The organism is Ureibacillus thermosphaericus (genome assembly GCF_002370195.2).
GTDB classification, from domain to species: domain Bacteria; phylum Bacillota; class Bacilli; order Bacillales_A; family Planococcaceae; genus Ureibacillus; species Ureibacillus thermosphaericus.
Window position 1 is genome coordinate 377,362 of the sequence record NZ_AP018335.1, and the last position, 18,887, is coordinate 396,248.

Consider the following 18,887-nt stretch of genomic DNA (forward strand, 5'->3'; position numbering starts at 1 on the left):
CCTTCTAACAACATTTATTTATATTGTGTTGCATTAAACAAAGTTTTAGCCAACACTTTTGCTCCGATAATTAACGCATCTTTATTGAAAGTCATGTGCGGATGATGAAGGCCTGGCTGTAAATCTGCACCGATACCAATCATTGTCGCTTTCAACTCCGGTTTCGACACGGTGTAAAAATGAAAATCGTCACTACCTGGCGTGTGCACCGGCTCTGCTAAGAAGCCCTCTCCAACAGTATCCATAATCGCTTTTTCCGCAATTTTCTTCGCTTCTTCGGATACTTCAGCACCAGGCGTTTTATCATACCAATCCCAAACAATTTCTGTATCAAACATTTTGCTAATATTTCGAAGTCCGTTTTCTACATGTAATTGCAATGCATCTAACACTCTATTTTTTTGAGCTCGAATATCGATAGAGAAGGTAGCGTTCCCTGGAATGATATTAACGCTTCCACCATCAGCCACCACTTTCGTTAACTTCACACTATGCACTTCAAAAGGGTTTAAATAAATATTTTTCAACATTTGTTGAATCGCTACAATGATATCGATAGCATTTTTCCCTTGATATGGCCTTGCACCGTGTGCATCCACACCTCTGATCTCACCTTGTAAAAATAGTGCGGCACCATGGTGAATCGCAGGAGATACTTTACCAAAAGGCAACTCATCGATAGGTCTTAAATGAATACCAAATAGATAGGATACATCATCGATTATTCCCCTCTTCACCATTTCAATCGCTCCACCGCCTACTTCTTCAGCTGGTTGGAAAATAAACCGCACTCGCTTCTTTAAAGGAAGGTCTTTAATTCTTAGCAATGCACCTAATACCATTGATATATTCGCATCATGTCCACAAGAATGATTGGCTTTCATGACACCATCTACTTCTTGCCAAAGGGCGTCAATATCAGCTCTTACTGCGATTACTTCATCCCCTTGACCAATTTCAGCAACAAGTCCAGTCATATCGTTAAACCGTTTATATGGTACCTTTAATTCATCCAAAATTGATGCGATTTTATTAGTAGTTTGATACTCTTTCCAACTGACTTCTGGACAGTTATGAAAAAGCTCAAACCAACTAAAGACGACTTCTTCATATGTTTTCACTTGACCCATATTTTCGCACCTCTATTTTATTGCTTACTCTATTATACATAATGTAGTAATATTTATTAATTGCTTTTGCCTACACAAAAACAATTACTTCCATCATAAAATAATCATTAGAGTTTTTCGTGCGAAAATTATTCCATGTATCCCATGAATTCGGTTCAATCTATCATTTTCTATTAATAGATTAGATTTTTTACAAAAAAATATCCGTCTCTTATCGAGACGGATTAAAATCATTAGTTGATTGATGCATCTAATTTAGTGTTATTTCCTTTATTCTTTGTGAATAGTTGAATCGCAAACATGATGCCGAATACAACTAATCCAATAATATCTGACATTGATTCTGGATAGATCATGGCAAGTCCCGCTAAAATCACAATGATTCGTTCAAGCCAATTAATTTTTCTATACCAGAATCCAATTACACCTGCACCAATTGCTATCATACCCATCATAGCTGTGAATACAACCCAAATAACCTCTAAAAATGTTACATCAATCATTAATAATGCTGGAGAGAAAACAATCATATACGGAATAATAAAGGCTGCAATAGCTAGTTTTGCCGAATTCACACCCGTTCTAATTGGATCTCCACCCGATATACCCGATGCCGCAAATGCTGCGAGTGCAACCGGCGGCGTAATATCCGCAATAATACCAAAGTAGAATACGAAGAAGTGTGCAGATAACATCACAACAAGCGGTACTGCAGCTTGTGGAACGTCTGGTGCGAGTAGTGCTACAATCGCTGGTGCCGCAATTGTTGAAGTAATAACGTAGTTGGCTGTTGTAGGGGCACCCATACCTAAAATTAATGAAGCAATCATAACAAAGAACAATGTTAATAAAATGCTTCCGCCAGCTAGTTTTACTAAGCTGTTTGCTAAACTTAAACCAAGACCCGTTTTTACAACGACTCCTACAATAATACCCGCACAAGCAGTTGCCGCAACTACGGCTAATGCTGTTCTAGCTCCATCAACAAGCGCTTCAATAATATCTTTCACACCAAATTCAACTTCTTTGTTAATAAACCCAATAATAATACAAGATAGAATACCGTATAACGCTGCATGAATTACAGGAATTCCAGTCATCATTAATACGATAATTAATAGAATCGGAATTAATAAATATAGTTTTTTGAAAATTTCTTTTCGATTAGGAATTTCTTCATCCGTCAACCCACGAAGCCCCATTTTTTTCGCCTCAAAGTGAGTCATAATCCAAATTCCTGAGAAGTATAAAATGGCTGGAATAATGGCCGCTTTCGCAATTTCCCAGTAAGTGATACCGCGTCCAATAAATTCAACCATTAAGAATGCTGCTGCCCCCATAATCGGCGGCATTAATTGACCACCTGTTGAGGCTGCTGCCTCTACCGCACCTGCAAATTCCTTTTTATATCCCAATTTTTTCATCAATGGTATTGTATATGAACCTGATGTTACAACATTGGCAACGGAACTTCCTGAAATTGTTCCTTGTAATGCAGAGGAGAAGACAGCTACTTTTGCAGGTCCACCAATCAATTTCCCTGCAATTGTAATAGCTAAATCGTTGAAGTAAGATCCAACTCCTGTTTTTACTAAAAAAGCACCAAATAATAGAAAGGCAAAAATATAAGTGGCAGATACACTAATAGGAGTACCTAAAATACCGTCTGTTGAGAAATACATTAAGTTTACGATTTGTTCAAGCGATTGACCACGGTGAGCCAAGAAGTCTGGCATGTAAGGGCCAAAGAACGCATATACCAAGAATAGTGACGCTATAATTGTAATCGGTAAACCAACCGCTCTTCTCGCAGCCTCTAGCACTAATAGAATAACTATCGTACCAACGATAAAATCCATTTGGTCGATTTTCCCTAAGCTTGTTACAAGTCGTTGATAGTTAAGCGTCCAATACATCCCTGAAATTGCTGCAATGATCGCTAATAAATAGTCGTAAAATGGAATTTTCGTTTTAGATGCCTTTTTTCGTGCAGGGAATAAAAGAAAAATAACTGTTAACCCGAATCCTAAGTGAATGCTACGTTGTATATAAGCTGTAAATTGACCAAATATAGCCGTATACAATTGGAATAATGAAAAGGCAAGTAGTAGACCAAACACAATCCATTTCATTACTCCACCTAAACGTCGAACATTAGATTCGGTGTCATACTTCTCTAAAATTTCTTGTTGCTGTTCTTCTGTTAGAACTTCTAGTTGTTTATCAGTAGCCATGAGCTATTCGCACTCCTTTCATCTTGTCATAAAGAGAGATTTTTTTCACTTCAACGATATAGGAACTTCCCCGCTGAAGAAATTTTTTTAAATCATATTCCTTATCCTCGTAATAAAAAAATAAATCCCTATTGACATCTCCGACATAAAGGACAAAGTTTTCTATAAAATTATTTGAATAAAGTTTATACTTCCCATCTTCATATATTAATGTTTGCCCTTCTTCTGCAGAAGCTGGCATACCAATTGCCACATCTTCATACTCCATCAGTATCATTTTGATTTTATTGTCTATTATTTCATATGTTTCTAGTACATCCGTAAGGTGAATGGAATGGGTAAAACGAATTTGAAATAATGTATCTTTACCTACATCTATGTAATACATTTGCGGTTCATTCGTTTTTGTTTCCGTGAAGGAAATAACAGAAAAAAAAGGAAGGAAAAAAAGAACTGCGAAAATTGCGATGATGACGATTATGATAATTGCAAATTTTTTCATATTATCTCTCCATATACAAAGGGCCTGAAGAAGCACTAGCCTTCAAGCCCTTCACTTTGCAACGATCAATAATTATTCGTCAAAGTATTTTTGAGCACCTGGGTGCACTTCAATTCCAATACCATTTAGAGCAGTTTCTTTCTTAATGAATGCACCTTTAGCATGTCCAATTTTATCAGTATTGCCATAGATTGCTTTTGCAATTCCGTACGCTACATTTTCTGGTAAATCTTTCTTCACAGCAAGCATTGCAAGTACAGATACAGTAGGAACATCTTCAGCTAAACCATAATTTCCTGCTGGGATTACATCTTCTGTGTAATATGGATATTTTTCAATTAATGCTTTTGCTTTTTCAGAATCTACTGGAACAACCACTACGTCAGCTTGTGCACTTAAAGCTTCTACAGCAGCTGTTGGATATCCAGCAGTAATGAACGCTGCATCAATTTGGCCTGTTTGTAAACCATCAGTTGATTCACCAAAGTCTAAGTTTTGCGCTTGGATGTCTTTCATTGTTAAACCATGAATTTCTAATAATTGTTCAGCGTTTGCGTAAGTACCAGAACCTGGAGCACCGACAGAAACTTTTTTACCTTTTAAATCTTCAAAAGATTTAATACCTGATTTCGCTGTTGTTACTAGGTGAACTGTTTCTGGATATAGAGCACCGATAGCTACTAAATCTTCCATTGGCTCGCCTTCAAACATTAATAGACCATTTTTAGCATAATATGCAATATCTGTTTGTACGAAAGCGATTTCAGCATCGCCTGCTTTTAAAGCATTTACGTTTGCAGCAGATGCTTGTGAAACTTCAGCAGTTGTTTTAATACCCGTTTCATTTGAGATTAATTCAGCAAATGTACCACCTAAAGCATAGTAAGTACCTTGTGTACCACCAGTTACCATGCTTAAGAATTTAATATCAGATGTTGTTTCTTTGTTATCCCCTTCAGATGAACCTTCATTTGTGTTAGAAGTGTCTTCTTTGCCACCACATGCAGCTAGCAACATGAGTAACATGATGCTAATTACTGATAAAAATAGAAACTTTTTGTTTTTCAAATCAATTCCCTCCTCTTTGTATTGCGTAATAGGTGTTTTAACACAGTACAATTGTAACTATTGTAAATTACTTATGTCAAATATTTTTATAGAATAATAGCGTATTAAGCAGATAATCATTTTACTATAATAGAAATTTTTATATAAAAAAATTGGGTACAGTATTGCAAAAGTGTTATAATACAACCTTTTTTTAAATTTTCTAATATCTGATTTATTATATTTAACAAAATAAATATAATAATAAAAAAATTTAGGATGTCGCTTAAAAATGAGCAAACATCCTGATTTTTTGGTTAATTTGACTCTACTACACCACAAGCAATTCGCGAACCAGAATTTCCGGATGGATCCGTTTTATAATCGTCAGGAGCTTCATGTAAAATAACAGAGCTTCCGTCTTCATCAAATAAGGAATTTTCCTTTCCTTTTTCTAAGGTAATATTTTTTGCAATAAATTCTATATCGACAGAGCCATTTTCATCTGGTGATATGTTCGGTAAGTCTCCTGCATGGAAGCCCTTCGGATTGTCAAAACCATGTTCTTTTCCTTTAGGATTGAAATGCGCTCCTGCAGATTCAAAAGTCGGTTTTTCACACTTTCCTACTTCATGAATGTGGAAACCATGCTCTCCTTCCGGTACATTTTCCAATTTTACATGGATTCTCACACCTTCTGATGACTCGGTCAATTCAACTATCCCCATTTCATTACCCTCTGTATCAATCATGGTTGCTGTTGCAGTCAAAGCTTCTCTTGTATTCGTGGGAATTATTTCGTTATTCTCTTCATTCGCAGCTCCAAAAAAACTGCAACCGCCTAAAAGTAGTATGCTAAGTGGTAAACTGTTTAATAAGATGTTTTTCATGCTCATCCCTCCCTCGAAAAAAGTTTCGACAAAGGAGTGGATAAATATTCAAAAAAGATGGGAATGGCGAAAAACTTTCCGATATTAATGGAAAGGAGGGATTTCCGTGGATATCAATTCAATTATGTCTAGTCAGCTAGCCTCACTCCAACATACTCTACAATTAAGCATTTTAGACAAATCCTTAAATTTAGGGTCATCCGGTGTCATTGAGATGTTGGAAAAATCAAATCAAGCACAGCATCAAATAAACCATCCGTATAAAGGAAATGTTATTGACGTGTCAATATAATGGAAAAATTGGCGCCTAAAAAGTCATTTAAAGCGCCAATTTTCTATTAACGATGACCCTTTCATCTCAAATAAATTGCGGCGAAGAGGCGTGTTTGATGTGACCACTTTAGGAGCAAATAAATTATTTATCATAAGAATTTGTGCCTAACCAAAAGTTTGCACTTTGGTCAGGCCCTTCGTATTTTATTTACAAACACCTTAGTATCTTTAAAAAAACAAAAGTAGCATTTCGAACCATTTATCATATGAATAATATTACAACCTTTCTAACAACATAAGATGACTCACCATAGCATTGGTTTATCAACCATCAACCATAACATAATCAGCAATAATATGATATATTTCCATGTTGCTTTTCGTAATTTCTCGATAAATTCTTCTTTCTTATAATGACTCGTCCCAAAGGTTTTTAATGTGGGCTTGAAAGCACTTGCTAAGAAAACAATGGATATTAACATTATGGCTATCGTTAAAACAATCCATGAATCAGTCCATTTCCATCCACTAACGATAATAAGAATCGCACCAGAAAGTACAAGAACATGACCAGCATGCTTGACAACAGTAATGGCTATTCGAAAAGACTGTACAAATCCAATCATTTCTATCTCATCCGCAGCTTCCATTTTCTTTGTTAAAGGAATCAATGTAACTAACGGACCTATTGAAATGATTGCGCTTAAAATATGAATGAATAAAAAAATAGTATGCATCAATTTCTTTCACATCCAATCTATAATACCTACATCTACTATAACATGTATTTCAAATACTTAATTTATAAATTCAATGACAAATCATTTTAGCATTTTATTAAACTATTTTACTTTTATGTTAAATGTTTAATTATCGCCTCTCATTGGATAAACTTTGATGTATGATTAACACACAGGTTTTTCATAATCATGGTTGTTAGGAGTGTTTACAATCGGTATCCATAAATTTTTTACTAGTTTAAATGATTTAGAACGTATTTTTCGAGCTCCAGGGCGCTTTAAATTTGAAGAACACAATGTTGCTGCCCATTCTTGGAAAGTAGCTCAATACGCATTGTTTTTCGGAACGCTTGAAGAAATGAATGGGGCAAAAGTCAATTGGAAATCCCTTTACGAAAAAACAATCAACCACGACTTTGCAGAAGTATTTATTGGTGACATTAAAACACCGGTAAAACATGCAAGCGAAGAGTTAAAACAAATGCTTGCTCACGTGGAAGAAAAAATGATGGAAAAATTCATCAAAGAAGAGATTCCACCTGAATTTCAAGAAGTTTTCTTCGAGCGAATGAAAGAGGGAAAAGATGGTACGTTAGAAGGCAGACTTCTTGAATTTGCGGATAAGCTTGATCAATTTTATGAATCATTCGCTGAACTGAAGCGAGGTAATACGGATAAAGAATTTATTATTATGTATCAACAAGCATTAACAAATCTTCTTCAAATGCCTTTAAAAGTAAGTGTCAATTATTTCCGAAATGAAATTTTAAAGGATGTCATGAAAGAAGATACGCAAATTAATATCGCCGATTTAACAAATGAAATATTGAACAAAATAAAGCCTCAAGAGTAAGGATTCTGCTATAGTGAGGCTTTTATTTTGCATCCAATTCTATCTCTAATATCCGTTACTTTTTTATATTAAATATTTGACTTTTTTATTAAAAGATACTTACTTGCACGAGGCTACATATTCAATTACTATTACATTAAAGCTGCGTTGTACGTTGAATATTAAGTTTTAACCTTTGAACTGAAAAAGGGAGTTTTAGATCGAAGGTGGAATGGCGAGCGTCACACTACGGTGAATGACGATATACAGGAAATCTTCTGCGAACACCCACTTGGTGGAGTCGTGGTTTTAAAACTTTCTATAATATTACGGCAAGGCGGCTTGCACTACAAACATTACCTTAACAATGTTTGTAAAAGAGCTCTCCGATTAGGAGGGCTTTTTAATTTATTGAAAAAAATAAGCGGAGAACCTTCCCCGCTTTCCTCTATAATAATATATTTTGATACTACTTCTACTTCGCTCATAGTTAACAGGTGTCCGTGTTTTTCCCAATGGCAAGCAACTTTCAGCACTTTTATGCTCCCACATAGCGATGATAAATTCTTTTAGCCTTTTCTTCTTCTTTCGTTCCATGAATTAATGCCCGGCCATCTTGAAAGAGAACGATTTGAACATCTTCTGCTTGGAAAGAAATTAAGTAAGGATTCGCTTTTAAGTTTTGAACAAGCGGTTGGAGTCTTTTTGAGATATGATCCAATGAAATTTGTTGTTTTTGGTGCGGTCTGATTTGCACCGTATTTCTGCCACACAACACTGCTGTTTTCAAACCTGTTTCTAATGTTAAGTAAGGATGTGTGGGATTATTCCCACATGAAGGACAATCCTCTCTTTTTAAAGAAGAAACGTCAATAATTGAATGCTCCCTTTTCCAAACATCAAAGGAAACTAGTTGTTTAGACACCTTTCCACTCACTAAGTATTTCAGGCTTTCCGCTGTTTGATAAGATGCAACGATTTGCACCGCTGGACTAATGACTCCAACGGTATCACAAGTCATACCATCGGATGGAATCACTTGAAGCAAACAATTATAACACGGTGTTTGTTTTGGCACGATCGAAACACTCATACCATAACTTCTTACAACCGCACCGTGAATCCATGGTATGCCGTGTTTCATGGCAACATCATTGATGAAAAATCTCGTTTCAAAATTATCTGTTCCATCAATGATGAGGTCCAAATCTTTTACCATCTCTTCTAATTCAATTGAAAAATCCCCAACAATCCCTTCAATTTGAATGGTTGAATTGATTGTTTGTAGATGTTTTTGTGCAGCAACAGCTTTCGGAATTTTATTTTTTGCATCTTCTTCCGTATAAAGTTGTTGACGACCGAGATTTGTCCAGTCGACGTAATCCCGGTCAATGATAGTGATTTTACCGATGCCAGCTCGAGCTAACATCTCAGCATTCGCGCAACCTAGTGCCCCTGCACCTACAATGAGTACATGGCTTTTCAGTAATTTTTTCTGTCCCTCCTCACCAATCGGAGAAAACAAAATTTGTCGCGAATATCGCTCCATTATGAAAGAATCCCTTCTGTTGGACTGGAGGCAACAGCATAGCGCTTTTTCGGAATTCTTCCTGCTTCATATCCAAGTCTTCCAGCTTCAATAGCGAGTTTCATTGCTTTTGCCATTTTAACTGGATCTTTTGCACCTGACACCGCTGAATTTAATAAAATGCCATCTGCACCTAACTCCATTGCAATCGCACAATCTGCTGGGGAACCAATTCCTGCATCGACAATGACAGGAATATTTGCCTGTTCAATGATTAGTGAAAGATTTAATGGATTGATAATACCCTGCCCAGAACCAATAGGAGAAGCTCCTGGCATGATAGCATGAACTCCCAATTCCTCCAGCTTCTTCGCTAACACTACGTCATCAGAAGTGTAAGGAAGGACAATAAATCCTTCTTCTAATAACATTTCTGATGCTCTTAATGTTTCAATAGGATCAGGGAGAAGCGTTTTATCATCCCCAATTACTTCGACTTTCACCATGTCACATAACCCTGAAGCTTTTGCGAGTTTCGCAATTCTCACTGCTTCTTCCGCTGTTTTGGCTCCTGCCGTATTCGGTAAAAGCGTGTATTTGGAAAGATCCAACATTTCTAAAAAGTTCGGTTGGGATGGTTCATAAATATTCATTCTTCTGACCGCAAAAGTTAAAATCTCTGTGCCAGATGCTTCTACCGCTTCCTTTTGAATCTCAAAATTCGGAAATTTCCCTGTACCTAACAACAATCTTGATTGAAAAACTTTATCTGCAATTTTTAACATGTTTATCCCCCTCCAACAAAATGAACAATTTCAATTTTGTCGCCATCATTCACTTGCTGCTTGCTGTACTGTTCTTTCAATACAATTTCGCCATTCTGTTCAACCACGACTATGCGATCTTGTAATTTATAAAACTTCAACAAATCTTCAACACTTTGAATACTACTTTGCACTTCTGTTTTTCGGCCATTAATGTAAAGATGCAACTTCATCCCCCTTTTTGAACAATATTTTTTAAATGGATTGCGGCTTCCTTTGGTTGACTCGATGAGAAAATGGTAGACATCACCGCAATGCCATGCACTTTTTTCTCCAGCACTTGTTCAACGTTGTCTGGCGTAATTCCACCAATCGCTATCACGGGAATCTGCAATTGTTCAACGATTTTACCTAGGGCATTCGTTCCTCTACCTGCCAATCCTTTTTTGCTGTCCGTTTCAAATACATGACCGAAAAGACAATAATCTGCCCTCGCTTCTTCAGCAGTTTTTGCTTCCTCAACGGAATGCACACTAACCCCAACTCTCATATATGGGTACGCCGTTTTTACTTTTGCTGCCGGAAGACTGTTTGCTGGAAGATGTACGTTCCGTATACCCGTAAGTAGGGCTATATCAAGCCTGTCGTTAATAACAAGCCTTTCTTTCTCCACCCCTGCATAAATAAGTTCTTCTACTAGCGCAACGATTTCTGCGGGCACTTTACTTTTCTCGCGTATATGAATGTAATCAACAACATCGGCAATGGATGTAATAATCTCTTTCAGCTCTTTAATTGATTTTTTTCCATCAGTTATGGCATGCAGTTCCAATACATTGACTTCCTTTCATGCATTGACTTTTTCATCAGTCGGCCACATTTGCCTGTTGTATGCCATGTCCCAAAACATGTATTCAAATCGTGTTGTATTTAAGAAGATTTCTTCTAGTCGTAAAAGTTCAGATTCCGGTTTTCCTTCTGCCAATTGATTAAGCAAATCGAGATTCCATTGCGCTGATTGGCCAAACTCTTCGGAACTGTACATTTTTACCCAGTCTCCATATAATCCGTGTTCTTTAGCACCCTCGATTTCAGCAAGTTCACATCCAATTTCCCAGTAGCTCCATGCACAAGCTAAATGAGCAGCTGCAAGTTCAGCGATAGAACCATTTTGTGCAACAGCTAACATATAGTGCGTATATGCAAGCGTTACCGGAGACGGTTTTGCCTCTTCCAGCTCTTTTTCCGTTATGCCAAAACGACTCGCATATTTTCTGTGCAACGCCATTTCTCCATTCATTGTGTAATAAAGCAGGTTGGCAAACACCGTCATCACTTCAAGATTTGGCGCTTTCACCGCACCTAAAGCAAACAATTTGGAATAATCGATTAAGTATAAATAGTCTTGAATCATATAAAAACGGAATTTGTCAGGGTCCAATGTGCCTGCACCTAACTCTTTCACAAACGGATGTTCATGGTTTTTTCTCCAAGTTGACCAATACTTTTCAAAGAGTCGGTCAGTAAATTTCATCATTTCTCCCTCCCTTTCAATTCACCATTAAAAAAAGCCACTTCAAATTGAAGTGGCTTAAAACCCGAAATGCAAAAAGATATAATAATAGACAATACGAGTCCCAACAACCACTTCCCTTCGCTAGCATTACCTAGTGCAGGTTCAAAGGGTTGAGGCAATGCCTCTCTCAGCTAAAATGAATTAGCACCCCTAGTGATTTATAATGCATTATTAAATTACAATCATTATTGCATGAACTCATAAAATTTTCAATAAGTTAAAATGAATATAAATTTTGTTATTTTATTCCATTAGCATTGCATAAATATAGTTAGAATTTTCTGTTAATTAATTTTTGTGAATTTGTGCCAAAAAGACAAAACCTAAAGAAAGGTGGCACTGCCCATTTGGTAAATATATACAGTTAAACCAGAGCGACAACGACAAAAGGGAGATTATGGACTGGCTCGCCCATCAAATTTTCGCAACCAAACATAAGCTGGTTTCCACAGAGCTCTCTTTAACCAACGAGTAATTCGAAGTAGAGATTTCTTACTTTTCATCTCCAATTGAATGAGAACATGTAAGCAATACGTGATAAGGGCTAAGAAAATTTGATTTTGAATAGCTGTTTCACTCATTCCATAAAAGTGCTTAATTTCTACGTGTTGCTTGAGCCATTTGAAAAAGAGTTCAATAGCCCAGCGAGATCGGTAAATATCACTTATCTCTTCTGGTTTTAAATCAAATCGGTTGGTGATGAAACGAAGTAAGTTCCCTTTTGTGTCCATAACTTCTAGTAGACGAAAGACATTTTCAGTACGATTTTGTGTGGTACCAATGTAGACCATTTTATCGGATAGAACGTGACAATCATCAGGAAGTGAAAATGTATAGACTTCACGAATGACTGCGTTTTTCTTCAGTCTTGAAACGAAGAAATAGCCATCATCTGTCATCCGATCAAAACGTTCATAGTCCACATAACCGCGGTCAAACACATACATGGCTTCTTTATCATCCACTAGGACTTCGAGTTGATTTCGGTCATGTTCTTTTGCTGTCGTAATCACTGCTTTTTCAGGATAGACGGGGTCTTTATCCATGAAAACGAGCCGTAAGTGTAGCTTTACACCAGCTTTTGTTTTACGGAATTTTGCCCATTTATAATTGGTCAAATTCAACGGGAGTGTACTTGAATCAATGATTTTCAGTGGCATATTCTTTCCGGTTTTATAATGGTACCGTTGAATTTTCCAAACAAGATCCAAGAACAAATTTGCAAGAATTAGTGGGTTGATCTGATTGTTTTTTCGGGATAGCTGAGAGGCACTTATCGATTCAAATCCGAGTGCTTTTTGAAGATCTTCGTCTACAAGTGCATCACTCATTTCCTCTAAGCTCTTAAATTCGAGCAGCTGGGCTACCAATAAAAGTTTAATATAGGCTTCTGTTGTCAGCTTTTTTGTGTAATAGTCCTGTTTCAATTCTTTGACTTGTTCGCTAAGTTTTTGAATATTTATGGGTGAAACCCATTTACCAAATGATGAAATTAGTGTATTCTTGTCCATAACGTTTATCCTTTACGATTGGATTTGGACAGGAACCACCTGTACTTCCATTGTAAAGGATTTTTTTGTTTCGAAATCAATAAAAAATTGAACATTCTTAGTATTTTGAATCATCAGATTTAATTAGTGCAATGCTAGTGATTTTATTCCAACTATATATAACTTTCTACTTCCCAGTGTCTCATTGAAAAGCATAATCTTTTTTAGCAGACTGGATATTCTTCAAATACTTTTAGCTAAAAATGTTTGCGGCTTCTACCATAAAATAAAGTTGCTCTAGCGATTTTTCGCTAAAGCAACTCTTGTTATTTTTGTCCCTTCTTTGTTTGTTTTTCCCATTGCAAAAGATGTGGATATGGGTCAAATGCCCATTCTGTACGGCCATTAAATTTATACATTCCGTAATGTAAATGTGGAGGGAATTTTCCACTCGTTCCTTCTTTACCATATCCAGAACTTCCTACGGCGCCAAGAATTGTTCCCGGTTCTACAATATCTCCAACTTTCAAATCTTTATTGAAATATGCTAAATGTGCGTAATAATGATACGTATTATGATTATCCCGAATGCCAACTCGCCAACCGCCAAATTGATTCCAGCCCATCACTTCTACAACACCATAAGAAGTTGACAGAACAGGCGTTCCATAGCCTGCAAAAATATCCGTTCCTTCATGTATACGTCTTCCGCCCCATCCCCTGCTAGCACCCCAAGTTCCTTTATAGCTGTAATTATAGCCTCGAACTGGGAGGGGAAAAATATGCTTGTCTAACTCAATAGAATTAAAATGTTTATAAAGTATTTGAATGGTTATAATTTGATTGATAATTTTTTCATCTTTGTAATACTCCCATAAGGCAGTTTTAAAATCCTCTTCTGACGGGCCAAATTCGCTTAAATACGTTGCCATTGTATAAAGAATATCTTGGTCATGATTTCGATCTGCCTTGCCATCTCCGTTTCCATCAAGACCTTTCCCCCCAAAATATCCAATTGAAAAAGGTGAAGTATCTTCCTCATTTGGATTCAATTCTCCAACCCAAAATTCAGGAGAAAACTGAATCGCGATGATACTCTCACGCTTCGGAATATCCTTCCGTACTTCTTGGATATTTCTTTCATATTGATCGACCGCCGCCAAACGATACCATGGGACAAATGGCGTTTCGTAGCTTTTGTACAAATTCATTCTTTCCTGATAAACATTTTCCTTCGTTTCTTTTGCATTTACGTAAGTCGGAAATATATAAAAGCATACAATCGCCAAACATAAGGGGAGAAATATTTTTCGAACCAAAACGAATCCTCCTTTCTTCATTAGAATATCCCGAATTTTTTAAACCATGAGTGATTTTCCTATGACAATAAAGTCCATTATTTTACATTCCAATTTCCTTTATGTAGGAGAGTTTTATGCAAATAAAAAAGTGCTTAACAACACATGTTAAGCACGAAAGAATCAAGCATGTATCAACTTTGTAACTATTAATTTTCTAGCATTTGGAGTTGTAAGTATTATTTCTTCATCACTATTTGAAAATTTTACAACTGTACCATCTAAGTTTTCGTAAATTTTTTCTATTTTTAATCCCTTTTCTAAATACTTTTCAATAATTTCTTTTTCTTTAAGAAACTCCTTATATTCTTCAGACATCAAATCACCTCATTCTATGTTTTTCGATGGGATGACTTGCTCGGTTGCCTCCACCTCTAGCTCTCCAAAGATCACTTCTACATCCGTCTCTGTACCATCAATCATCCAGTCCCTACCAGCTGTAATTCCTAAATATTTGGAATCATCTGGATCTACTATTTCAGCTTGAGGATATTTTTTAAACCACCAATATTTTGCAAGAATATAATAAATAACCGCACCTGCTACCAATCCTACAATTGAAGAATAGGTCGGTAATAAATTGGCAATAATTCCCCCAATAATCCATGCAAGCATTCCTGCCCAGTTAATTCCGTTAGCATAACGATATTGACCATCTACTTCATATAAATCCTTAACATTCACTCTTCTTTTACGAAGGATATAGTAATCTGCAAACAACACACCGACAATCGATGTTAAAATACCACCAATGATGAGTAATGCCTGAGTAAGAATATCAAACAGATTCCATGGTTGAGCTAATATACCGATGATGCCGGCAATAATTACCCCAACCCAGAAAGGCACTTTTGGTCCACCAATATTTGAAAATATCGTTGCTGCTGGAATAACATTTGCTGACGTATTCGTTGACCATTGGGCGAGAATAATCATTAGTAGCAAGATGACTAAGATGAATCCACTTGCTGCTTCTTGTAAAGCCACAATTGGATCACCCGTACCAACCGCGGCATAACAAACTGCACCTATCATAATCATTAATGTGTTAAAAATCGGCATCACAATGATGGAACCTACTAATTGCGTTTTATTACGCTTAAACCAATTTCGCTCATTTTTTGGAGCTTTAAAGAATCTGGATAATGAAGGCATATCTGCTGCGAGCGTTGCCCAGAATCCCATATTGGCCATTACAATAACCATGAAGGCAGTAAAAGCAGCAACACCTGTTGCAGGTGATTCAACCCAAGTCCAAATATCTTTTCCTTGCACGCTTGCTTTATCTGCTAAGGAAATATACATCCAAATGGAAATGAGTATGATGATTGGTGCAGCAAAATCCGCAAATCGTTCAATGGATTTAATTCCTAAAGACACATTGATTAATTGGAATGTAGCAAATAGGATAAAGCAAATAAACCATTGATCAAATCCAAATAATATGTTTAAAATCCCGTTTATTGCCGAAGCACCAAAGTATGTGTTAATTCCAAACCAACATGAAGCGGTAATCCCACGAACTGCTGAAGGGATATGAGTACCAATTGTTCCAAAAGGAGCCCGCATATAAACGGGGAAAGAAAGCCCATGTTCAACGCCAATATCCCCAATAATCGTCATTAAAATTCCGATCGCAACAGAACCAATAATCGTTGCGAGAATGACCATTGGAAGCGGCAAATTAACAATCCCTGCCGCTCCAATGGCAAATGCCGCAAGTACAATGGCCATACCTACCCAAATAACAGCGAATCCGAACGGACTAATGTTCCTCTTTGCATGCGTTATCGGAAGCAAATCAGGAGACTTTAAGTAATTACTCTTTTTATGCAAAATTTCCTCTCCCTGTTTTCAGAATGAATTATTCACTAGATACATTGGCCATAGAGTATTTTGCAATTGCCGCTTGACGCTCGTTCCAAGTCATCTTTGGTAATCGGTCTTTCACTTCAACCATTTCAATTGCGCCATCCACCGGACAAACAATCGAACATAAATTACATCCTACACAATCTTCTTCTCGTACTTTTAAAATCGGATTACCATTCTCATCATTCAATCTTTCAATACATTGATGAGAAGTGTCTTCACAAGCGATGTAACACTTGTTACAGTTAATGCACACATCGTTGTTAATTTTTGCAACTACTTTATAGTTAAGATCCAAATCTCCCCAATTGGAATATTTCGGAACTGCTTTTCCGACAATATCCATCACAGAAGAAATTCCTTTTTCATCGAGATAGTTATTAAGACCATCAATCATATCTTCTACGATACTAAATCCATGATGCATCGCCGCTGTACATACTTGAACACCTGTAGCCCCCATCAGCATAAACTCCACTGCATCACGCCAATTGGAAATGCCTCCAATACCAGAAATCGGAACATTGATATAAGGGCTTCTTGCACATTCTGCCACCATATTGAGCGCTATTGGTTTGACAGCTGGACCACAATATCCTCCATGCGTTCCTTTTCCTGCAACATGAGGTATCGTGTTCCATGTATCTAAATCAACACCCATTAAACTATTAATTGTGTTGATCATACTAATTGCATCTGCACCGCCTCTAGTCGCAGCTTCTGCTGTTGCTGTAATATCTGTAATGTTTGGCGTCAGCTTTACAATAACAGGTGTTTTTGCAACTTCTTTAACCCAATAAGTTTGTTTTTCAACAAGCTCTGGAACTTGACCAGAGGCGCTTCCCATTCCTCGCTCTGCCATACCGTGTGGACATCCGAAATTCAACTCTAGCCCGTCTACGCCCACATCTTCAACCCGTTTCACAATCTCATGCCATTTCTCTCGTTTTGGTTCCATCATTAAGGATGCAATAACAGCATGATTAGGAAACTTCTTTTTCGTTTCATAGATTTCTTTCAAATTCACTTCGATAGGCCGATCTGTAATGAGCTCAATATTATTAAATCCTGCCACTCTTTGACCGTTATATGATAATGCAGAGAATCGTGAAGAGACATTTAAAATAGGCTCACCAAGGGTTTTCCATACCGCTCCACCCCAACCTGCTTCAAAAGCTCTTTGAACTTGATAGCCAGAGTTTGTCGGTGGTGCTGAAGCAAGCCAAAATGGATTGGGTGATTTAATTCCCGCTAAATTTATGCTTAAATCCGCCATGTTTCAATCCCCCCTAGGCTTTTTCCTTTTGTAATTCAAACGATTCGTGTATAGCTTTTGCTACTTCTTTCCCTTGTTGTGTAGCCGTTACAACCATTGCCTCTCCTTGACCTTTCCCAAAGATAACATCTCCACATGCATAGACATTCTTCACAGACGTTTCTAAACACTCATTGACTTGAACAACTCCGCCTGAATGTTTCACACCAAAGGCTTCTAATAGATCGATGTGACGCGTTTGCCCAATGGCTTTAATTACTGCATCTACATTTAATACAAAATTAGAACCTTCTACTGGTACCGGCTTTTGTCTACCGTCTTCACCCGGTTCGCCAAGTTCCATTTTGATGCACTCAATGCCTACGACTTTATTGTCTTTTCCAATAATCTTCACAGGCGTTGTTAACCATCTAAATTCAACGCCGTCCATTTTTGCAAAATCATATTCAAACTCATAAGCTGTCATTTCATTTTTAGTTCTTCTATATAAAATTTGAACGTTTTCTGCACCTAAACGAATTGCGCATGTTGCAGCATCAATCGCTGTATTTCCTGCACCAATGACAACAACTTTTTTCCCTCTGAAAGATTCTGTAATAGATCCTAATTTTGTATTTTTTACAAATTGAATTGCATCATAAACGCCTTCTAATTCTTCCCCTTCAATTCCTAAATTCGGAACATCACCCATTCCGATTGCCAACACAACTCGATCATAATTGTTTTTTATTTCATCAACGGAAACATCTACACCAACACGAGTATTCGTTTTTATTTCAACACCTAATTGCTCAACTTGTTGTACTTCCCATTCCACAACATCTTTCGGTAAGCGGAAAGGAACAATTCCGAAATAATTTAACCCCCCTGCTTCCTTTTCCGCTTCGAAAATCGTTACTTCGTAGCCTAAACGAGCTAAATCTCTTGCTGCAGATAATCCTGCCGGACCGCTTCCGATAATGGCTACCGTTTTGCCGTTAGATGGTTTTGCTTCAAATAAAGGTTTTTCTTGTTCTCTTGCCCAATCTGTTGCATATCGTTGCAAGTTGCCTATTTGTATCGGTTTTGAAACAGAACCTAAAACACAAGCGCCTTCACATAACTCCTCAGTTGGACAAACTCTTGCACAGCTGGCTCCAATAGGATTTGCCTCAAGTATCAATTTTGCTGACCCTTTTAAATTACCGGATGAAATTTTCTTAATAAAATTAGGAATTGGAATCGCCGTTGGACAAGCTTTAATACAAGGTGCATCATAACAATACAAACAACGATTCGCTTCTTCGATAGCTTCGCTTGGTGTCATTCCTTTATAAATTTCTTCAAAATTTTCAGTCAAATTAGATGAAATGCGACCCCCCAAAAGGCTTGTCAT

At 37.1% G+C, this 18,887-nt stretch carries 18 protein-coding genes, 1 other RNA gene and 1 riboswitch; of the genes, 2 read left to right on the top strand and 17 right to left on the bottom strand.

The genetic code is table 11. The annotated features are described in order from the left end of the window. Nucleotides 1-14: 14 nt before the first annotated feature. The 6 genes from UtA1_RS01790 to UtA1_RS01820 all read right to left on the bottom strand — a co-directional run bounded on the left by UtA1_RS01790 (nucleotide 15) and on the right by UtA1_RS01820 (nucleotide 6,813). Nucleotides 15-1,130 carry an amidohydrolase gene (locus UtA1_RS01790; protein WP_096549862.1) on the bottom strand — a complete coding sequence of 372 codons (1,116 nt, stop codon included), beginning with the start codon at nucleotides 1,128-1,130 and terminating at the stop codon, nucleotides 15-17. 233 nt (nucleotides 1,131-1,363) lie between these two features. Continuing rightward, complete coding sequence (locus UtA1_RS01795; RefSeq protein WP_096549863.1) at nucleotides 1,364-3,364, bottom strand: TRAP transporter permease; 2,001 nt, start codon at nucleotides 3,362-3,364, stop codon at nucleotides 1,364-1,366. Beyond that, a complete protein-coding gene (locus UtA1_RS01800; protein WP_096549864.1) occupies nucleotides 3,354-3,866 on the bottom strand; it encodes a DUF1850 domain-containing protein in 513 nt (170 codons plus the stop codon). Before UtA1_RS01800 ends, UtA1_RS01795 begins: the two co-directional genes overlap by 11 nt. A gap of 72 nt (nucleotides 3,867-3,938) precedes the next feature. Next, entirely contained in the window at nucleotides 3,939-4,934 is a 996-nt protein-coding gene (locus UtA1_RS01805) for a TAXI family TRAP transporter solute-binding subunit (RefSeq protein ID WP_096549865.1), read from the bottom strand. Nucleotides 4,935-5,230: 296 nt separating this feature from the next. Then, nucleotides 5,231-5,803 carry a superoxide dismutase family protein gene (locus UtA1_RS01810; protein ID WP_096549866.1) on the bottom strand — a complete coding sequence of 191 codons (573 nt, stop codon included), beginning with the start codon at nucleotides 5,801-5,803 and terminating at the stop codon, nucleotides 5,231-5,233. A 578-nt stretch (nucleotides 5,804-6,381) separates the two neighbouring features. Next, nucleotides 6,382-6,813 carry a hypothetical protein gene (locus UtA1_RS01820; RefSeq protein ID WP_096552360.1) on the bottom strand — a complete coding sequence of 144 codons (432 nt, stop codon included), beginning with the start codon at nucleotides 6,811-6,813 and terminating at the stop codon, nucleotides 6,382-6,384. A gap of 214 nt (nucleotides 6,814-7,027) precedes the next feature. Here UtA1_RS01820 and UtA1_RS01825 point away from each other — a divergent pair, with 214 nt between their 5' ends. Then, nucleotides 7,028-7,669, top strand: a complete 642-nt coding sequence (locus UtA1_RS01825) for a YfbR-like 5'-deoxynucleotidase (protein ID WP_096552362.1) — start codon at nucleotides 7,028-7,030, stop codon at nucleotides 7,667-7,669. Between the two features lie 136 nt (nucleotides 7,670-7,805). Beyond that, nucleotides 7,806-7,996, top strand: a non-coding RNA gene (gene ssrS, locus UtA1_RS01830) — 6S RNA. Nucleotides 7,997-8,186: 190 nt separating this feature from the next. Here ssrS and UtA1_RS01835 read toward each other — a convergent pair. The 11 genes from UtA1_RS01835 to UtA1_RS01885 all read right to left on the bottom strand — a co-directional run bounded on the left by UtA1_RS01835 (nucleotide 8,187) and on the right by UtA1_RS01885 (nucleotide 18,887). Beyond that, nucleotides 8,187-9,200, bottom strand: a complete 1,014-nt coding sequence (locus UtA1_RS01835; protein ID WP_126434388.1) for a ThiF family adenylyltransferase — start codon at nucleotides 9,198-9,200, stop codon at nucleotides 8,187-8,189. After that, nucleotides 9,197-9,961 (bottom strand): thiazole synthase, encoded by a 765-nt coding sequence (locus tag UtA1_RS01840; RefSeq protein WP_096549869.1) that lies wholly within the window; start codon nucleotides 9,959-9,961, stop codon nucleotides 9,197-9,199. Before UtA1_RS01840 ends, UtA1_RS01835 begins: the two co-directional genes overlap by 4 nt. Nucleotides 9,962-9,963: 2 nt before the next feature. Then, a complete protein-coding gene (gene thiS, locus UtA1_RS01845) occupies nucleotides 9,964-10,167 on the bottom strand; it encodes a sulfur carrier protein ThiS (RefSeq protein WP_096549870.1) in 204 nt (67 codons plus the stop codon). A 2-nt stretch (nucleotides 10,168-10,169) separates the two neighbouring features. After that, nucleotides 10,170-10,772, bottom strand: a complete 603-nt coding sequence (gene tenI / locus UtA1_RS01850; RefSeq protein WP_096549871.1) for a thiazole tautomerase TenI — start codon at nucleotides 10,770-10,772, stop codon at nucleotides 10,170-10,172. A 15-nt stretch (nucleotides 10,773-10,787) separates the two neighbouring features. Next, the gene (tenA, locus tag UtA1_RS01855) at nucleotides 10,788-11,474 is read right to left on the bottom strand and encodes a thiaminase II (RefSeq protein WP_096549872.1); all 687 of its coding nucleotides are present in this window, start codon (nucleotides 11,472-11,474) and stop codon (nucleotides 10,788-10,790) included. 98 nt (nucleotides 11,475-11,572) lie between these two features. Then, nucleotides 11,573-11,678: riboswitch (TPP riboswitch) on the bottom strand. Between the two features lie 233 nt (nucleotides 11,679-11,911). Continuing rightward, complete coding sequence (locus UtA1_RS01860) at nucleotides 11,912-13,027, bottom strand: IS4 family transposase (RefSeq protein ID WP_096549873.1); 1,116 nt, start codon at nucleotides 13,025-13,027, stop codon at nucleotides 11,912-11,914. 305 nt (nucleotides 13,028-13,332) lie between these two features. Further along, nucleotides 13,333-14,325 (bottom strand): M23 family metallopeptidase, encoded by a 993-nt coding sequence (locus UtA1_RS01865; protein ID WP_096549874.1) that lies wholly within the window; start codon nucleotides 14,323-14,325, stop codon nucleotides 13,333-13,335. Between the two features lie 162 nt (nucleotides 14,326-14,487). Continuing rightward, a complete protein-coding gene (locus tag UtA1_RS01870) occupies nucleotides 14,488-14,682 on the bottom strand; it encodes a hypothetical protein (protein WP_016837626.1) in 195 nt (64 codons plus the stop codon). 9 nt (nucleotides 14,683-14,691) lie between these two features. After that, nucleotides 14,692-16,200, bottom strand: coding sequence for an NCS1 family transporter (locus UtA1_RS01875; protein WP_096549875.1), 1,509 nt, complete (start codon nucleotides 16,198-16,200; stop codon nucleotides 14,692-14,694). A 28-nt stretch (nucleotides 16,201-16,228) separates the two neighbouring features. Beyond that, complete coding sequence (preA, locus tag UtA1_RS01880) at nucleotides 16,229-17,512, bottom strand: NAD-dependent dihydropyrimidine dehydrogenase subunit PreA (RefSeq protein WP_016837624.1); 1,284 nt, start codon at nucleotides 17,510-17,512, stop codon at nucleotides 16,229-16,231. A 13-nt stretch (nucleotides 17,513-17,525) separates the two neighbouring features. Further along, on the bottom strand, nucleotides 17,526-18,887 hold the full coding sequence (locus tag UtA1_RS01885; RefSeq protein ID WP_096549876.1) for an NAD(P)-dependent oxidoreductase: 1,362 nt from the start codon (nucleotides 18,885-18,887) through the stop codon (nucleotides 17,526-17,528).